Origin of the sequence: Treponema sp. HNW, assembly GCF_050320395.1 — a bacterium.
GTDB lineage: Bacteria > Spirochaetota > Spirochaetia > Treponematales > Treponemataceae > Treponema_C.
Map to the genome: position 1 here is coordinate 2,136,923 of NZ_CP144459.1, position 17,904 is coordinate 2,154,826.

Here is a 17,904-nt window from a genome sequence, read left to right on the forward strand (position 1 = left end):
CTTTACCCATTCAAACAGAATATGTGCACAGTGTCAAGCAGAAAAATCAATGCGAAAATTCGACCGTCCAATCGGGGCCGAATCCGGCATTGTATTGATTTTTAAAACTGCCGCGCGATACGGCCAAGGCTATACGGAGCAATTCATTATTGTAAATAATGGGCTCTTTTTCTTGGGCAAAGCCGAAACTTTGATGAAACAGCACTTTTTCGTCAAATACCTGAACGCCCTTGTGAAAAATCCGAAGCCGCACGCGCTGACCGTACGTAAATCCCTGCTCCCGGAACAGTTTAAGCGGAATATTCGTCCACAAGTTGCCGAAATTGGGGTCGTCTATTTCAAAGATACCCTTAACGCAGCCGTCTTCAACGACAGGTTCGTGTATCGTATGTTCTTTGATTTCTTCAACCGGATAGGCGGGGCCCACCTGTTCGAACGAGATGATACCGGATGCAAGGCGGGCGGCGCAATAGCCGAAAAGGTCGCGGCCGTGAAAGATGGCAACGCCTTCGGTTTTTTCGTTGCGAAGGCGGTTTACGCTTTCGTCGATTTCGCGCACTTCGTCTATCCCCATAAAACGCTTAACGTGCGTAAGGCTTCCGTTATCGGGCGTTACGACATAATAGCCGTTTGAAGTTTTTGCAACACAGGCTTTGCGCGCGGTTCCGACTCCCGGATCCACAACGGAAACGTATATTGTTCCCTTGGGCCAAAAGTCCAAGCTTTGAAAAAGACGGTAGCTTGCGCTCCACGTATCGAATTGGGGCAATTCGTGAGAGCCGTCCATAATTTCGAGGGAAGAATCGACCGTTTTTACAACACCGTACATCGATGAAACGGCACCTTCCTTATACGTAAAATCGGTTTGAAACACCAAAACGGGTTTGTTTTGCATAATACATCCTTCTTAAATAAAAATTTAAATAAAATCCTTTTTACCCTTTTACAAAGGGATTAAAAAAACGCGATTGATTTATAAATACACTGATACATAAGGACAAAACCAACACAGCGGCTCCGAAAACAATGGAGATAATGTCGCCTTTTTTGAGCGGGCGGGCCGCATACCATGTCCGTTTTTTTCCTTTACCGAAGCCCCGTAAATCCATCGTATTGCTTATCGTGTCGATTCTGTCCAGCGTGGAAAACACAAGGGGCACAAAGATATTCATAATGTTTTTTATACGCTTAAAAGGCTTTTCTTTTTTGGATAAATCGAGCCCGCGCGTTTGCTGGGCGGCAGCTATGTTTTCGTAGTCCCTGATTAAGTCGGGAAAATAGCGCAGCGTAAGCGAAAAAGCATAGGCGGCCTTATACGGAAGCCCGATACGGTTTACCGAAGCCGCAAACTCGCTGGGATTTGTCGATAAAAAGAAAATAATGCCCAAAGGCACAACCGAAGCGTATTTGAGCGTTTTTGTAATTTGATACAAAAGCTGTTCCTGCGTAACTACGTAGCGGCCGCCGAACGAAAAAAGGTCGTGGCGGCTTCCGTATATTTCGGTGCCGTAAAGCGGGCTGAACAAAAAGGTAAGTACAAAGTTTAATCCCAAAAAAACGGCAACGTAAATCAGCATAAGTTTGATTTGAGAAAAGCGTATATCGGCTTTGCGTATAAGAATAAAGGAGCACACCAGCACACCTGCAATAAAGCGGATATCGTATGAAAACATAACCGCAAAGGTCATGCAAAAAAAGCAAATGAGCTTGGTGAGGCCGGAAAGGCGGTAAATAAAATTATCGCGCTCGATATAATCAAACAGTTTTGCTTTCACGCAAAGCCTCCCGTTCATAGTCGATAAAGTTTTGCACAAAGCGCTGGCGGGCGGCAATGCCGGCTTTTTCCGCCAATGTATATAAGGAAGTAACTTTTAGATTCGCCTTGTCCGCAACATCGCTGTCGGTTAAAGCGCTGACGGCATCCGAGTCGAGTAAAAGATTTCCGCCGTGTAAAACAAGGCTGCGCGGCGTATATTCGAGCATAAGGTGCATATCGTGGGTAATCAATATAATCGTTACGCCGCGCTCATTCAGTGAACGGAGGAATTCCATAATATCGCAATAGCGGCGGTAATCCTGACCGGCGGTCGGCTCGTCCAAAATAATCAGTTCGGGATCCATTGCCAGCACGGAAGCTATCGTAACCCGTTTTTTTTGTCCGAAACTGAGGGCCGAAACGGGCCAGCTTATAAAGGGAGCGATACCGCACACCGAACAGGCATGATGCACCTTGTCTTTTATTTCGTTTTCGGGAACCCCGTTAAGGCGAAGACCGAGTGCAACTTCATCGAAAATCATCGGCTTGCAAAGCATTTGATTCGGGTTTTGCATAACAAAGCCGATGTGCCGGCTGCGCTCCTGAATCGTCATATCCTTCATATCGGCGCCGTTAAAAAACAGGCCTCCTTCGCTTTCGCGGACAATACCGGTAATCACCTTTGCCAACGTACTTTTACCCGCCCCGTTGGTTCCGACAAGGCTGACCATTTCTCCTGCACGGATACTGAAATTGATATTGTCAAGCACTTTGGCGGAGCGCGGCGTATAGCGGAAACTTAAGTTTTCACAGCGTAAAATTTCCGTTCCGCCGGGTTTTGCCGGTTTGGGCTTTAAGCTTTTATCCCATGCAATCAGTTTATCGCGCACCGCCTGAACGTCGAGGGTTTCGATTCTGCCCGCATGCAATGTTTCGGTAACGGGAATGCCGGCACAGCGCAAAGCCGTTACATAAAGCGGTTCGCGGATACCGAAGGGCGGCAAAACCGCTTGCGCCATAACGGAGTCGGCACTCATATCGGCGGCGATTTTCCCGCCGTCCACAACGATAACGCGGTCTACCGGGCGGTGCAATACGTCTTCGATACGATGTTCAATGATAATAACGGTTTTGTGATATCGGCGGTGAATGTCGTCAATCAATTCAATGGCAGTCTGCCCCGTTTTAGGGTCAAGGTTTGCAAGAGGTTCGTCAAACAGCAAAACGTTTACATCGTTTACCATAACGCCGGCAAAGGAAACGCGCTGCTTTTGGCCGCCTGAAAGCTCGTAGGGGGAAGAGGCTAAAAAGTTTTCCATGCCGACAAGGGCGGCCGTTTTGCTTACCGTTTTTTTCATATCGGCAAGCGGCATACACTCGTTTTCGAGGGCAAAGGCTATGTCTTCGCCCACGCTCAAGCCGATAAACTGACCGTCGGAATCCTGCAATACGGTGCCGACTTTTTTGGAAAGCTTAAAAACGTCGAGATCGGCCGTTTTTTCACCGCATACGGTTAAGCTGCCTTCTACCTGCCCCTTGTACGAAAAGGGAATAAGGCCGTTTATACAGTGCCCGAGGGTGCTTTTTCCGCTTCCGCTTGCACCGACAATGAGCACCTTTTCACCCTCATATATTGTAAGATTTATATCTTTCAGCGTCGGTTTTGCCTGTGCAAAATACTGAAACGAAAAATCGCGGAATTCTATAACCGGCTTTTTTGCAGCGCTCCGCGTTTCTTGTGCGGACATAGGTTCAGTTTGCGGCACGGCTGTGCTCTTTTTGCAGGGTTATAGTCCAGCCCGCACCCGTTCCGACGCCGTATGCTTTTGAAAAGTTTCCCTGATTGATTGCAACGGCTATGTAGTCAAGGCTGTTGACGTAGACAAGGGCTTCACCGACATAGACGGCGTCAAAGGATTGGGCATAGCGTAGGGTGTTGCGGTATAAAAGACGCGTCGAGTTTTCGATAATCACGTCAACCTTGTCGCCGTATTGTATACCGAGCGAATTAAAGGTTGTGCGGGGTACGTTTGTCCATAAACTTCCGAAGCGGACATCCAAAACATCGATACTGCCCTTTACCGAATCGCCGGTTTTAACGGGCGGACTCATCGGCAATTCCACAACCGAATCGACATCAACGCTCGGGCCTACCTGTTCGTAGGCAATAACGCCGGATGCAAGGCGGGCTCCCGTGTATGCGTATATATCGCGGCCGTGAAAAGTGTAGCTTTCGCCGGAATTGGGCAGGCGGTTTACGCTTTCGTCTATAATGCGCGCTTCGCGCACCGAGCTTAAGCGTTTGATATGGGTAAGGGTACCGTTATCGGGGGTAACGATGTACTGTCCCGCCTCGGTTAATACGACAATGCTCCGCCGAGTCGAACCCACTCCCGGATCGACAACGGAAACGAAGACGGTTCCCTTGGGCCAATAATTGACGGTTTGAATAAGGCGGTACGAAGCTTCCCAAATATTATATTGAGGGATATTATGCGTAACGTCGAACACTTTTATGGATTCGTCTACGCTGTAAGCAACGCCGTACATAGCGCTTACCGCGCCGTCGTCGTAGCCGAAATCCGATTGAAACACCAAGGGTTTTCCCATACATCCTTCCTATAGTATTATGACAAAATAATGATTTTACCATAGTACTATAGGGCGCAATCAGGGTCAAGAGAGGGGGAAAGGGAACTGGATGTTATGAGCATGCGGCATTGCCGGAACTTGCTCTGATAATTAAATTTCCTCCTACCTTTGTTTTTGAATAAGAAGGACTTTTTTGTTGAATTTCATTAATGAGCATAACCGTCGCCATTGTTCCGATAAGAGAACATTGCACACGAACCGTTGAAAGCGGAGGATTTGAAGTTTCAGCCAAATTAACGTCATCAAAACCGATAATTGCAACATCTTCAGGGATTCGAATTCCCGATTCGCTCATCGCCTTCATAGCCCCTATTGCAATAACATCATTATCCGCAAACACAATTCGGGGAATCTTTCGCTTGTTTTTGATATATGTTTTCATTTCGGTATAACTTTGCATAAGAGTCGGAGTAAGCAGGAATTCCTTTTCTTTTGAAAAATTTAAATTAAAATCTCTAACCGCATCCATAAGTCCTATTTTTCGTTCAATGAAATTTTGAGTATGTAATCTGCCCATAAAGTGACCAAAATCTTTTTGGCCGCTTAAAGCAAGTGTTTCGACAGCCTTATAAGCCATCTCTTCATTACTCATTGTAATTGAATTGCAAGCAAAATTAGGCATTGCATTATCAATCACAATATAGGGTACGGGTATAAGAGAAAGCGCCTTATAATCATCGGGAACCAGCTCGGTCCCCAGCACAAAAAGACCCGAAATACCTCTATAATCCAAATTCTTTATGGATTCATAAAACTCATTCCGGATTACATCTATTTGCAAAGAATAGCCGAGTTCTTTACATTTTGCCTGTATAGAATCCATTATTTTTGATATAAAATCGGCGTTTTGCTCGATAAGCACACCCGATTTTATAAGTTTTAAAAAAATAAGCCTTTTTGCCGAAAATCCACGTTTTTTATACTTATCGGAAAACCCCGTTTTTTCTACGATATTCAATATTTCATTTTTTTTTGCATCGCTGATACCGGGTTTATCGTTAAGAGCAAAAGAAACTGCCGTTGGAGAAACATTGGCAAGCTTGGCTATATCTCGTATTGTCATATCTTATCTTTCTCCGCATATATTCTTGACAATTATTCTACTAAACAAATCAATTTTTGTTAAGTATTTTCTCTCTAAATATATATTTTTTTTTATTAAAAAAATCCTTGACAATCGGAAAAAGCGGGTTTATACTTTTGTTTAGTAATAAAAATTACTAAACAAAAGCTGTTATTTTTTAGTAACTTTAAGGAGGTTTTATGAAAAGACTATTCGGAGTAACAACGGCAATGGTTACTCCTTATGATCGTAACGGAGACATTGATATTGTCGCTATGCAGAAATTAACAGAATTTCTTATTCAAAAGAACGTCAATTGTTTATACCCGTGTGGAACAACAGGAGAAATGATGTTACTCTCTCCTGAAGAAAGAGAAACTCTTGCAGAAATAGTTGTAAAAACTGCAAATAAGAGAGTTTCCGTTTTTATTCATGCAGGTGCTATGACAACAAAAGAAACTGTGCGACTTGCTCAACATGCAGAAAAGATAGGAGCAGACGGTATCGGTGTTGTCACCCCAAGTTTTTTTTCGATGACTGAAAAAGGCATACTAAATTTCTACAAGACCGTATCATCTGCCGTATCAAAAACCTTTCCTGTTTATGTTTATGTTATTCCGCAGTGTGCAGTCAATGACATCAGTCCGAGATTGATGCAGGAAATAGCAAATAATTGTCCGAATATTATTGGTGTTAAATACAGTGGTTTTGACATGGTCAAAGTAAAAGACTACCTTAGAATCAATGACGAAACGTTTTCAGTTGTTTTAGGCCTTGATCGCCTCTTTGTTCCGGCATTAACAATGGGATGTGACGGAGTAGTGTCAGGTTGTTCATGTGCAATACCAGAACCCTTTGTAAAGATTTATAAACTGTGGCAAGAAAATAACATGAAGGAGGCAATGGAGGAGAATAAAAAAGCAGCAGAAATATGTGAAAAACTGGGAAACGGATCGGACATGAGTATCTTTAAACATGTCTTGTTACAGCGAGGTTTACCGGTAGGACCAGTACGACCACCACTCTTAGAATTGAGTGCAGAAGAATGGGAACAACGTTATCGCTATTTAAAAGAATATATCTGAGATTTGTGAGGAAGATTTTATACAATCAAAATTAAACAATGACAACAAATCGAAGATAGGATAAATAGTCTAAGTCAGATTATATATTTCAGAATCTTACTTATTTCGTTGTTAAGAGTCAGATTTTTAATTCTACTAAACACTATTTTTTTTCTTAAGGAGGAAAAAATGAAAAAAATTATTTCTGTTTTAATTGTTATTATTGCTGGCATAGTATTATTAGCTACATGCACTCCAAAGGGAACCGAGGGCAAAGAACCGCAATATCCTACAAAAGCCTTAAATATTGTTGTTCCGTATGCTCCGGGTGGAGCTTCGGATACGGTTGCCCGTATTTATGCAAAAGAACTGCAAACATTAATTGGGGGAAAACCGGTAACAGTCACCAATTTAACGGGAGCATCCGGCGCAAAAGGACTTGAATTCGTAAAAAACAGTCCCGCAGATGGATATACATTGGCATATATGCCTGTTGAGTCCACAATGATTAAAGCATTAGGTTTTACGGATGTATCCAATGCCGACTTTAAATTTGTATGCCGCGTAATGACAATTCCTGCAGCAGTTACTGTAAGTGCATCCGCCCCTTATAATACATTACAGGAATTTATTGAATATGCAAAAAAAAATCCGAGCAAAATAAAGGTGGGTAATTCCGGAACAGGTTCAATATGGCACGTGGCGGCCGCATCCCTCGAACAAAAAGCCGGTATAAAACTAAATCATGTACCTTTTGATGGAGCTGCACCGGCTGTAACCGCTTTATTGGGAGGAAATATTGATGCTGTTACAGTAAGTCCTTCTGAAGTGAAAACCCATGTCGACAGCGGAAAATTTAAAGTGTTAGCTATTTTAAGTGATAAACATTCTTCAGTTGTTCCTGATGTTAAAACTGCAAAAGAACAAGGTTTTGACGTAATTGCACAAGGCTGGGGGGGATTTGCAGTTCCGAAAAACACTCCTGCAGAAATAATCGAATATCTGGATGGCATCTCGGAAAAAGCGGTTAATTCGGAATCCGTAAAAAAACTCTTAAAAGACAGAGGATTTGAATTTGCATATTTGCATGGTAAAGATATGGATACCGTTGCACAAAAAGAATTAAATAACTACGGAACATTAATTCCTAAACTGAATATCATTCAGAAATAACAATATGATCAACAAGGGTTGTTTTATAAAAAGACATAAGAAAATAAAGCAGCCCTTATCTGTTTATCTAAAGTCCATATTATAGGTAGTGTTTATAACAATATATCTTTATTAAGAAGAGGTTTATATGACAGGAAATAAAATTCCTTCCCTTTTGTTTTTCATAGTAGCTATTTTGTTTATTATACCTGCACTCTCAATGGGACTTGTTTCCACAACATCGGATAAAGTGCCCGGAGCAGGTTTTTTTCCTTTTTTACTTGGAATAAGTCTTGCCGCCTGTACCTTGCTTCTGTTTATACGTTCTATAAAAGAAAAACAAACAATACGATATTTTGAATTAACAAGTGAAAAAAAAGAAAATTTAAACATTATGTTAATGACTTTGTTTGTAATTGTGGTAACATTAGTTATATGGAAACTTTTTAAGATATTCTATCCGATAATACTTTTGGAGTGTTTTATCTTGAGTAAATTTTTATATAAACGCACATGGATTTTTTCCACTTTATTTTCCACTTTATTAATTGCTTTAATATATATCGGTTTCACGATTGGTCTGACAATAAAATTTATCGCTTAAGAGGTCATTATGGCAGAACTACAAGCCGCATTTATTAATGTATTAACTCCTTCCGTTATGCTTTTCTTATTTCTTGGAGTAACTATCGGTACTGTTATAGGTGCACTACCCGGATTATCAGCGACGATGGGAATTGCCATTTTAACTCCCGTAACATTTTGGTTCGCGCCGGAAAACGGATTTGCAATGCTGATAGGTTTATGGAATGCCGCTATTTTTGCAGGAGGAATTACTGCAATCATACTTAATACTCCCGGAACACCATCTTCCATCACACAAAGTTTTGACGGATATCCCCTTTATAAACAAGGGAAAGGAGGATTGGCATTAGGAATCAATGTAATTTATTCAGCGATTGGGGGCTTAATAAGTATTTTATGTTTAATTATTTTTGCCTTTCCCATTGCACGATTCACGGTAACCTTTGGACCGACAGAATATTTTTCATTGGCACTATTAGGATTGACGATGATGATAACTGTTTCCGGAAAAGACATACTCAAAGGTTTTCTCATGGGATTTACAGGCCTTTTAATCAGTACTATAGGTCTTGATCCCATTCTCAGTGTTAAACGATATACATTAGGACAAACAGATTTATTATCCGGTATCTCTTTTATTCCAGTAATGATTGGTATGTTCGGGCTTGGAGAGGTACTCTATCAAATATTTACAAGAAGCAAAGAAAAAGAAGCGCGAGAAGCAGCATTAAAAAAAGAAAATTTAGCCTTAGGACGTATTTTCCCTACAAGAAATGAATTTAAGGCTATGGCAATACCGACGCTTCTAGCATCCTTGGTTGCAACGATTATCGGAGCAATTCCCGCTGCAGGTGCTGATATTTCAACAATAATTTGTTGGGGTAATGCAAAAAAAATGTCAAAGCATCCGGAAGAATACGGGAATGGCTCTCTTGAAGGACTTGCAGTCAGTTCCTGCGCAAATAACGGTGTTCTCGGAGGAGCCTTAATGACAATGCTAACGCTTGGAATCCCCGGTGACTCGGTAACAGCTATTTTAATCGGTTCCTTGATGATGTACGGCATGCAGCCGGGAAGTCAAATGTTTATATATAATAAACCGTTTATATTTTCTATCATGATTTTAATGGTATTAGCAAATGTTGTTTTCTTAATACTGGGTTTAGCTACTGTAAAAGTAACGGCAAAAGGAATTAATGTAAAACCGGAAAGTGTTTGGGTAACCGTTTCAGTATTATGCATTGTAGGTTCTTTTGCATTAAATAATAATTTTTTTGATGTAGTTATTATGTTAATTGCAGCTATAATAGGTTTTTTGGCAAAAAGTACCGATTTTCCTCCAGGACCGTTTATTTTGGGGTTACTTTTAGGAAATATGCTTGAATCGAATTTACGCAGAGCTCTTGCGATCTCACAAGGGAGTTTAAATATCTTTGTAACTCGTCCTGTAACACTTATTATTTTCCTGTTTATTTTAACGGCAGCAATCTATCCCCTTGTAAAAAAACTTTTTTCCAAAAACTGATGTAACTGATATCTTATTTAGGAGGAACTTATGAAAAAACTGATAAACAAACCTGAAAATTACGTTAAAGAAATGTTGGAAGGTTTATACATAGCTCACCCCGATCTTATCACCTATACGGATAATGACATACATTGCCTTGTAACCGCAAATAAGAAAGAAGGAAAAGTCGGCATCGCTACAGGCGGAGGCTCGGGACATTTACCGCTCTTTCTCGGATATGTCGGTAAAGGAATGCTGGATGCCTGTTCGGTAGGAGACGTGTTTCAAAGTCCGAGTGCCGAGCAAATGCACGCTTGTACAAAATATATAGACAGCGGAGCAGGAGTTTTATATATCTACGGTAATTATAACGGGGATATATTTAACTTCGACATGGCAGCCGAACAAGCCGATTTTGAAGATAACATAAAAGTAGAGTCGGTTGTTGCCGGTGATGATGTTGCTTCCGCAGCGCCCGTAGAAAAAGGAGCAAAGAATACTCGCAGAGGAGTTGCGGGTATTGTCTTTGTATACAAATGTGCGGGGGCGGCCGCGGATGCAATGCTCAGCCTATCCGAAGTAAAACGAATTGCCGAAAAAGCATGTGCAAATGTGAGAACCATGGGAGTCGCTTTGACACCTTGTATTGTTCCGCGCGTCGGCAAGCCGGGCTTTTCCATCGGCGAAGATGAAATGGAAATCGGGATGGGAATCCACGGTGAAACAGGTATCAGACGCAGTAAACTTGAACAGGCCGATAAGGTTACCGAGGAAATGGTTACAAAAATAATCAATGATATTCCGTTTCAAAAAAGGGATGAGGTTGCCGTTATGGTAAACGGACTGGGAGCAACCCCTCTTGACGAACAATATATCATTGTAAGAAAAGTAGATGAACTTATGAAAAAAAATGAATTAAAAGTTCATCGTTATTACGTAGGAGAATATGTAACCTCTCTTGAAATGGCGGGAGTATCCATCAGTATAATGAAATTGGATGATGAATTAAAAAAATATCTGGACGCCCCTGCCCAAACACCTTTTTTTACACAGATATAAAAAACAAAAACAGGTCTGTCTTAAAAATAACAATGCGCAAGGCGGACCTGTAGCTGTAGTAAAAAATTACATGTTACGATAAAACACAGCATAAAAATCGATGCGTATCGGGAGAAAATAATGAACGCTTTATTGATAGTAAACTTTTTGAAATTCGCCGCTGACCAGATGAATATCCATAAGGACGATCTTATTCAAAAAGACAGTGTAGTCGGAGATGGAGATCTCGGTTTGACAATGAGCGACGGTTTTACCGCTGCATATAATGCAATAAAAGATCTGGATGAACAGGATTGCGGAAAGCTTCTCTATTTTGCGGGAAAAGCTATGAGCACCGCAGTACCGTCCACTATGGGAACTTTAATGGCATCGGGCCTTATGGAAGCAGGCAAGCAGTTAAAAGGTATTACGGATTTAAGCCGTGAAAATATCAATACAATCTTCAATGCATATTTGGAAGGTGTAATGCGCTTAGGTAAAGCGGCGATCGGTGAAAAAACCTTTATCGACGGTTTGGCACCGGCTGTAGAGAGTTTAAACCAAACATCTTCGTGTCCTTTAAAAGAGAGTGCCGAAAAAGCTGCAGCAGCCGCATTACGGGGTTATGAGGCGACAAAAGGAATGCTTGCCATGCACGGCAGAGCTGCCGCACGAGGAGAAGCTTCACGCGATTTATTGGATCCCGGCGCATACGTTGCCGCTTTATTAATGAAAGCATTTGCCGATTCCCTTTAATTCAAGCAATCAGGGGCAAGAGAGGGGGAGCGCGAAAAAATCAGCCCGTATTTTGATTGACCCTTTGTTTTCTTTCTTTTAGAATAGGGTACCATGACAAAAACAAACGCTATGCGCATTTTGGAAAAATTGAAGATTCCTTATACGACGGTTGAATACGAGGACAATACCGAACACAAACTTGAACTCGGAGCGGCAAACCGCGTGGCCGAAAAAACAGGCCTTGACCCCGCCTGTGTTTTTAAAACAATCGTTATGCAAAGCGAATCTAAAGAAATACGGGTATTTTGCGTTCCGGCGGATGCGGAAGTGAATCTTAAAAAAGCGCGCGGCCTCTGCGGTGCAAAAAGTTTGGAAAGCGTAAAGCCGGATTCTCTTTTGCAGCTGACAGGCTATGTGCGAGGTGGATGCTCCCCCATCGGTATGAAGCGCCGTTATCCGACCTTTATCGACGAAAGCGCCTTAACGCACAAAACCGTCTATGTAAGCGCCGGAGTGCGCGGCATACAGCTGGGGCTTTCACCTGAAAACCTGATACAAGCCTGCGGCGCGCAAAGCGCGGATTTGACGATCAGCAGCAATTAAAAATTAAAACAAACTTTCTGAAAATGTCGGGTATCTATAGCTTTTCCGTACCTCCGTGCACGGCGGCGCACTTGGACAAAAAAGCCCTGTCGATTTTAACGCACACCGATTCCTGCGTAACCGGCAAGGGTTTAACCAAGGCAAAGCGTATGAGCGCCCTCGAACCGATGTTTGAAACCGCTCTTGAGTGTATATAAGGCTTATTTTTTATATCTTGACAGAACACTTTTCCGTATATACAATAATGTATGCATAGAAATTGCTTTGAATGGGATATTACCAAAAATAAAAGCAATGAAAAAAAGCACGGAATTGCTTTCGAAGATGCTATTTTAATTTTTGAAGATCCGTATCTGCTTGAAAAATACGATTCAAAGCATTCGAACGATGAAGACCGCTTTTTAGCGCTCGGTTCTATTTACGGTATATTACTTGTTGCCGTTGCATATACCGATAGAAAAGGCAAAACACGAATTATATCGGCGCGGCGTGCAACAAAAACCGAACAGAGGCTGTATTATGATAAAATCAATGAGTATTACGGAAGCAAAGCGTAATTTGACAAAAGAAAAAATTGAAGCGCTGCAAGCTCTGAACAATAAACCTGTAGATACTTCCGATATTCCGGAATTAACGGAAGCCGATTTTATGCACATGTATCGGCCCGTTAAAAAACCTTTATCAATAAGACTTGATGCCGACGTCATTTTATGGCTTAAGTCTTACGGAAAAGGATATCAAAGCCGCATAAATGCTATTTTAAGGGAAGCTATGAATAGCGAGCAAAGAGAAACCGTTTTGTAATTCCGTTTGTACCACAGCATACGCTTTTCTTTTTTCAAAACACATTAAAAAAAACTTTCCCAAAAACTTTGTTTTTTTAGAAGAAATGGGATATAATGTTTAAAAAGGGAACATGGCATAAAACCGTGCTTCCTGCTCGGTTTTATGCGACGAGTTTTGCGTTGCAAAACATCGCGGATAGTCGGCCTTTCCGCCGTCCATGGCGGGATTTGAAACATTGCGGATAATCCGCTTACCTACATCTGTGCTGTGCTTTATATTAACTTTTTGCGAAGACTTATGAACGGTAAGACAGATATTACATCTTTTATCTTTTCCGCACAAAAAACCGTCAAACTACTTGACAAAGCCGAAGCCGCCCCCATAATTACTCAGCACTCAGCACTCAGCACTCAGCACTCAGCACTCAGCACTCAGCACTCAGCACTCAGCACTCAGCACTCAGCACCGGCATAAAAGCTCTCTGCAGGGCAGCTCGCTTTTATGCAACGAGTTTCGGCGGCGCAGCCGGCGAAACTCGCGGATAGACAGCCGTAAACTTACATTTTCGAAAAATCACGCAAACAAGCATTCTCATATCAACGACAATAGAAAAACGCTTCTGTTGTCTTTTTTTATATTCAAACCCCCATGATTGCCAACGGTTAATTCATAATTTCTGATTAAGAATTGTGAATTACACATTGAATTATTTTCAAGGAGGTTTGATATGAAAAACTCAAACACAAACAAAAGCGCAAAGCGCTTCACACATTGGGCGGCAATTACAGTACTTGCCGCATCGTTAGTGATTATGGGGCTTTTTACCGCCTGCCCCAACGCCGCAGGAGGCGGCGGAACAACACCCCTTACCAAGTACAAGGTAACGCTTGAGCCCGCCTCAGACGGCACCGTAACGGTAAACCCCGCCCTTCCTTCTGACGGCATGGTAGCGGAAAACACGGAAATCACCTTTACCGCTTTCCCGCATGCAGGTTACAAGCTTCAAAAATGGGAACTGAACGGGCAGACGGTAAACGGCACCTCTCCTACCTACAAGCTAAAAGTTACACAAAATGCACAGGTAAAGGTTTCCTTTGAACTGCTTTCGGGCACTCCTTCAGTCTACCTTGCAGGCACCATAGGAACAATCGGGAATGAAAAGCCCCATTATTGGAAAAACGGCACCAAGTACGAGCTGGAGATAGATGCGGGAAAGAAAGGCGCTGCATACGCTCTTACCCTTAAAGACGGAACGCTGTACAGTGCAGGGGAACAAAAAGGAGCCTCCTCCCGTGCCCGTGTATGGAAAGAAGACACCCTGTACTGGGGAGGCTCTATGCAATGGCTCGGAGCAAAGGCAATTTTAACCGACGGAACTTCCCTCTACATGGCGGGAAAGCTGAACAAAGGCGGAAAAGTGGAAGCTGCCATTGCCAATATAACGGACACGGCAACGGTGCGTAGTGCCCACCTGCATACAAGCGCGGCAGGGGAGAAAGGTTCGGAAGCTTACGGCTTGTGCGCCTCGCCTTCGGCCTTTTATGCCGTAGGAACAATAGCCAACAACAATTCCTCCCAAAACAAGGCTGCCCTGTGGACAATAAGCAAAACACTTGACGGCACCGTAACCGAAACAAAGCTGGATACGGGAAGCTCTGTAAAGCCCAAGGCGGTATGCCTTTTGGACGGCGCAGTCTACGCTGCAGGAAAGAAAGCGGCGGATAAAGTTGTGGTATGGAAGGTTACGGGCACGGGCGCAGGTGTAACGCCGGCGGAGCTTGGAACGGGCAGCTTCTCCGAAGCAAACGCCGCCTGCACAAAAGACGGCCTTGTCTTTATAGGCGGAAAAAACGGCAGCAGCAAGCCTTGTATTTGGAAGGGAACGGACGGCTCTTTTATAGCCACAGAGTTAAGCACCAAAGCCGGCACGGTTAATGCCCTCTACGTTTTCGGCACCGACATCTATGCCGCAGGTTATGCCATCGAGGGCGGTATTCAAAAAGCCGCTTATTGGAAGTTCACATCCGGCATTACCCCTGACTCCGATGCCGTAGAAACCGTAATCCCCGACAACAACGCTGAAGCACTCGGCATTGTTGTAACGATGGAGTAGGTTTAAAAACCGCACGTCCTGTGCGGTTTTTAACTTGAGTTTCGGGCGGTGCCCGAAACTCATTACTTGCAGTTTTCCCGTGCGTCCGTGCACGGGATTTAAAACAGGATGTTTTATCTGTGGCATTTTGCCGCCCAAAACTCATTACTTATAGCTTTTCCGCGCGTTCTTGTGCGGAACTGTGAATAAGGGGGAGCTGCGGACAGGGTGAACTGCCCCCACATTTTAGGACAGTTTAAGCAGATTTTTCGACCGGCGGCTGCCAGCCAAGATTTTTTTGAATACGCTCATTATTGTAATATGTTATAAAATTGTCAATCAGTGCCCTCACTTCTTTTTCTGTCGGAGTTCTGATTTTGATCAGTTCATTGTATCCGCTTTCGACTTTCAGAGTTCCGAAAAAATGTTCCATACAGGCATACGAACGGCTCGAATGCCTGTATGCGGACGCTTCAAATACGGGTATGCGGTTTTATCGTAGACATGCGCGATAAAGGCGGCGTACTTAAAGGGCTTCAATTTCTTCAACGGAAGGCCCTGTTCCTTCGGCTATTTTTTCAAATCCTTGCGCGACGCTATGATTTTACTTACCAAGCCGTACGAAAGCGCTTCTTTGGCGTTAAGCCAGCAGTCGCGGTCGGTATCTTTTGCAACCTGTGCAAGCGGCTTTCCCGTTTCTTCGGCGATAAGTTTATTAATGCGCGCGCGCATTTTTTCAAGTTCTTTGGCGTGAATCTCGATTTCGGTCGCAACACCCTTTATGCCGCTTAAAGGCTGGTGAATTAAAAAATGGCTGTTCGGAAGGGCCGCACGCCGTTCTTTCGGGGAAGCAAGCAATACCAGAGCCGCAGCCGAAGCGACAAGCCCCATGCCTATCGTATAAACGGGTGCATTGATAAAGCGTATCATATCGAAAATACCGTAGCCCGCATCCGCATCTCCTCCGGGAGAATCGATAAAAAGATAGATGGGCTTATCGCCTGCCGCTTCCAAAATCAAAAGCTGCCGGATGATTTTTTCCGACAAAGCCTTGTCTATTTCGCCGGTCAATAATATTTGCCGCGTTTTTAAAAACTGCAAAGCAAGACCTTCAGCGCCCTCCGCGTCATTCTTTTTTTCTTTTTCGTCCTGTTCGGCACGGATAACATCATTTATATTCATACAAACCTCTTTTATATTTACGTATTTTGTGCGCTTAAAACACATAATGAACTTTCATTATAGCACATTTTTTGCAAAAGTACCAGCACCCCTGTTTTTACCGTTCTTCGGTCTTTGCCTTATCCCAAAAAGAATCCATAACAGCCAGATTTTCTTTTTGCATTTCTATATTGCCTTCTTTGCAGCGTTTTTCAACGTATTTAAAACGGCGGCGGAATTTTGCATTCGCTTTTTCCAAGGCGACGGCCGGAGCAACTCCGAGATGACGCGCCCAATTTACGACGGCAAACAGTAAATCCCCTATTTCATCTTCGACGGTGCTTTGATTTTGCCCTGCCGTTTGCAGCGGTGCATCGGCCCTTCGACGGACGGCTTCATCGATTTCGGCGATTTCTTCAAGAACCTTTTCACGAACCGCCGCGGCTTCACTCCAGTCAAAGCCCTTTTTCGCCGCTTTTTTTTGCATTTTAAAGGCGCGGGTTAAGGGGTCCAAGCCCTTCCCTGCCCCGTCAAGAATACTGTCGCCGGCTTTGCGTCCTTCGATGCCCGCCTTAATCGCATCCCATTGATTTAAAACCTGTTCGGGTGTTTCGGCATGGGCAAGGGCGTTTACCCTGCCTTCGGATTCGGGAAACACGTGAGGGTGGCGGCGCACAAGCTTTTCGCATACTTCATCAAAGATGTCGGCGACGGTAAAATCTCCATCCTGTTCGAACATATAGCCTATCATCGCGGCGTTCAGCATCACATCGCCGAGTTCCTCTTTTACATGGGATGAAGCGCCGCTTTTTTCGTATTCGCTAAGCGCGTCCAAGGCTTCGTAGGTTTCTTCCAAAAGGGTCGGCCGCAAAGAAAGGGGCGTTTGTTCCCTGTCCCAAGGACAGCCGCCCGGAGCGCGAAGCGTTTTGATAATCCCGTACAGGGTTTTAAAGCCCGAAGCGGCTTCAAGCGCTTCTTTTTGTTCTTCAATTTTTCGATTATTGTTTTCAATTTTCATATATAGTCCTTTTATGCATAGCCCTTTTATTCGTCAAGGTTTGCTTTGACTTTTTTCCACTTGTCAAGGAGGCTGTCCGGCTCCTGCGTTAAGAGGGCTTCAAACAAGGGGGTTGCCGCTTCAAAGGCGGCATTCATCGCCGCTTTTTCGCCGGAAGAAAAATCGCCGAGCACCCAGGAGGACACGTCATCGTGAGGGGGACGTCCTATGCCGAAACGAAGCCGCCAAAAGTCGGCCGTTCCCAAACAAGATTTTGCAGAGCGCAGTCCGTTGTGCCCGCCCAAGCCGCCCGCATATTTTAAGCCGAAGGTACCCGCAGGCAGTTCCAATTCGTCATGAACGATTAAAATGCACTCCGGTTTTATCTTATAAAAAGAAGCGGCCGGTACAATGCTTTCGCCGGAAAGGTTCATAAAGGTGTGCGGCTTTAAAAGCTGAATTTTCCGTCCTCCGGCCGTTATGCTTGCCGCCTCGCCCTTAAACTTTGCACTCCAGTTTGCGCAGGACAGCGTGGATACGGAATCGGCAAAAAGCCACGCCGCATTGTGGCGGTTTTTTTTGTATTGTGTGCCGTAATTTCCCAAAAACACTGCCATTTCTATTAAATCCATTTGTAAATACTACCCGTATGCCGCTCCCGTGTCAACGCGGTGTAAAATAATTTTTTTGAAGCGCCTCTCGCTTTTTGC

At 43.5% G+C, this 17,904-nt stretch carries 20 protein-coding genes; 11 read left to right on the forward strand and 9 right to left on the reverse strand.

The features are described 5' to 3' along the window. Positions 1-46 precede the first annotated feature (46 nt). From V1L52_RS09875 to V1L52_RS09895, 5 genes are all read right to left on the reverse strand, one after another. Positions 47-895 carry an SAM hydrolase/SAM-dependent halogenase family protein gene (locus V1L52_RS09875; RefSeq protein ID WP_428769222.1) on the reverse strand — a complete coding sequence of 283 codons (849 nt, stop codon included), beginning with the start codon at positions 893-895 and terminating at the stop codon, positions 47-49. Positions 896-935: 40 nt separating this feature from the next. Continuing rightward, positions 936-1,775: an energy-coupling factor transporter transmembrane component T family protein gene (locus V1L52_RS09880; RefSeq protein ID WP_428769224.1), complete on the reverse strand. Its 840-nt coding sequence runs from the start codon at positions 1,773-1,775 to the stop codon at positions 936-938. After that, on the reverse strand, positions 1,756-3,504 hold the full coding sequence (locus V1L52_RS09885; protein WP_428769226.1) for an ABC transporter ATP-binding protein: 1,749 nt from the start codon (positions 3,502-3,504) through the stop codon (positions 1,756-1,758). Before V1L52_RS09885 ends, V1L52_RS09880 begins: the two co-directional genes overlap by 20 nt. 4 nt (positions 3,505-3,508) lie before the next feature. Next, positions 3,509-4,366 carry an SAM hydrolase/SAM-dependent halogenase family protein gene (locus V1L52_RS09890; RefSeq protein WP_428769228.1) on the reverse strand — a complete coding sequence of 286 codons (858 nt, stop codon included), beginning with the start codon at positions 4,364-4,366 and terminating at the stop codon, positions 3,509-3,511. Between the two features lie 94 nt (positions 4,367-4,460). Further along, complete coding sequence (locus V1L52_RS09895; protein WP_428769230.1) at positions 4,461-5,471, reverse strand: LacI family DNA-binding transcriptional regulator; 1,011 nt, start codon at positions 5,469-5,471, stop codon at positions 4,461-4,463. 200 nt (positions 5,472-5,671) lie between these two features. Between V1L52_RS09895 and V1L52_RS09900 the strand changes: the two genes are divergently transcribed. The 11 genes from V1L52_RS09900 to V1L52_RS09950 all read left to right on the forward strand — a co-directional run bounded on the left by V1L52_RS09900 (position 5,672) and on the right by V1L52_RS09950 (position 15,057). Next, the gene (locus V1L52_RS09900; protein WP_428769232.1) at positions 5,672-6,556 is read left to right on the forward strand and encodes a dihydrodipicolinate synthase family protein; all 885 of its coding nucleotides are present in this window, start codon (positions 5,672-5,674) and stop codon (positions 6,554-6,556) included. 168 nt (positions 6,557-6,724) lie between these two features. Further along, on the forward strand, positions 6,725-7,708 hold the full coding sequence (locus tag V1L52_RS09905) for a tripartite tricarboxylate transporter substrate binding protein (protein WP_428769234.1): 984 nt from the start codon (positions 6,725-6,727) through the stop codon (positions 7,706-7,708). A 127-nt stretch (positions 7,709-7,835) separates the two neighbouring features. Further along, a complete protein-coding gene (locus tag V1L52_RS09910) occupies positions 7,836-8,291 on the forward strand; it encodes a tripartite tricarboxylate transporter TctB family protein (RefSeq protein WP_428769236.1) in 456 nt (151 codons plus the stop codon). A gap of 9 nt (positions 8,292-8,300) precedes the next feature. Then, a complete protein-coding gene (locus tag V1L52_RS09915; protein ID WP_428769238.1) occupies positions 8,301-9,797 on the forward strand; it encodes a tripartite tricarboxylate transporter permease in 1,497 nt (498 codons plus the stop codon). A 30-nt stretch (positions 9,798-9,827) separates the two neighbouring features. After that, entirely contained in the window at positions 9,828-10,838 is a 1,011-nt protein-coding gene (locus V1L52_RS09920; RefSeq protein WP_428769240.1) for a dihydroxyacetone kinase subunit DhaK, read from the forward strand. Between the two features lie 120 nt (positions 10,839-10,958). Continuing rightward, a complete protein-coding gene (locus V1L52_RS09925) occupies positions 10,959-11,573 on the forward strand; it encodes a dihydroxyacetone kinase family protein (protein ID WP_428769241.1) in 615 nt (204 codons plus the stop codon). Positions 11,574-11,666: 93 nt separating this feature from the next. After that, entirely contained in the window at positions 11,667-12,158 is a 492-nt protein-coding gene (gene ybaK, locus V1L52_RS09930; protein ID WP_428769242.1) for a Cys-tRNA(Pro) deacylase, read from the forward strand. Between the two features lie 71 nt (positions 12,159-12,229). Next, positions 12,230-12,355: a hypothetical protein gene (locus tag V1L52_RS09935; RefSeq protein ID WP_428769244.1), complete on the forward strand. Its 126-nt coding sequence runs from the start codon at positions 12,230-12,232 to the stop codon at positions 12,353-12,355. A 51-nt stretch (positions 12,356-12,406) separates the two neighbouring features. Further along, on the forward strand, positions 12,407-12,715 hold the full coding sequence (locus V1L52_RS09940) for a BrnT family toxin (RefSeq protein WP_428769246.1): 309 nt from the start codon (positions 12,407-12,409) through the stop codon (positions 12,713-12,715). Then, positions 12,690-12,962 carry a BrnA antitoxin family protein gene (locus V1L52_RS09945; protein ID WP_428769248.1) on the forward strand — a complete coding sequence of 91 codons (273 nt, stop codon included), beginning with the start codon at positions 12,690-12,692 and terminating at the stop codon, positions 12,960-12,962. Before V1L52_RS09940 ends, V1L52_RS09945 begins: the two co-directional genes overlap by 26 nt. A 709-nt stretch (positions 12,963-13,671) precedes the next feature. Continuing rightward, positions 13,672-15,057, forward strand: coding sequence for an InlB B-repeat-containing protein (locus tag V1L52_RS09950; protein ID WP_428769250.1), 1,386 nt, complete (start codon positions 13,672-13,674; stop codon positions 15,055-15,057). Between the two features lie 235 nt (positions 15,058-15,292). On the opposite strand, the gene V1L52_RS09955 is transcribed toward V1L52_RS09950, so the two are convergent. The 4 genes from V1L52_RS09955 to pth form a co-directional block, all read right to left on the reverse strand. Next, positions 15,293-15,469: an IS3 family transposase gene (locus V1L52_RS09955; RefSeq protein WP_428769252.1), complete on the reverse strand. Its 177-nt coding sequence runs from the start codon at positions 15,467-15,469 to the stop codon at positions 15,293-15,295. A gap of 137 nt (positions 15,470-15,606) precedes the next feature. After that, positions 15,607-16,218 carry an ATP-dependent Clp protease proteolytic subunit gene (locus V1L52_RS09960; RefSeq protein WP_428769254.1) on the reverse strand — a complete coding sequence of 204 codons (612 nt, stop codon included), beginning with the start codon at positions 16,216-16,218 and terminating at the stop codon, positions 15,607-15,609. 97 nt (positions 16,219-16,315) lie between these two features. Continuing rightward, a complete protein-coding gene (mazG, locus tag V1L52_RS09965; protein WP_428769256.1) occupies positions 16,316-17,215 on the reverse strand; it encodes a nucleoside triphosphate pyrophosphohydrolase in 900 nt (299 codons plus the stop codon). A gap of 26 nt (positions 17,216-17,241) precedes the next feature. Beyond that, on the reverse strand, positions 17,242-17,826 hold the full coding sequence (gene pth, locus V1L52_RS09970; protein WP_428769258.1) for an aminoacyl-tRNA hydrolase: 585 nt from the start codon (positions 17,824-17,826) through the stop codon (positions 17,242-17,244). Positions 17,827-17,904 lie beyond the last annotated feature (78 nt).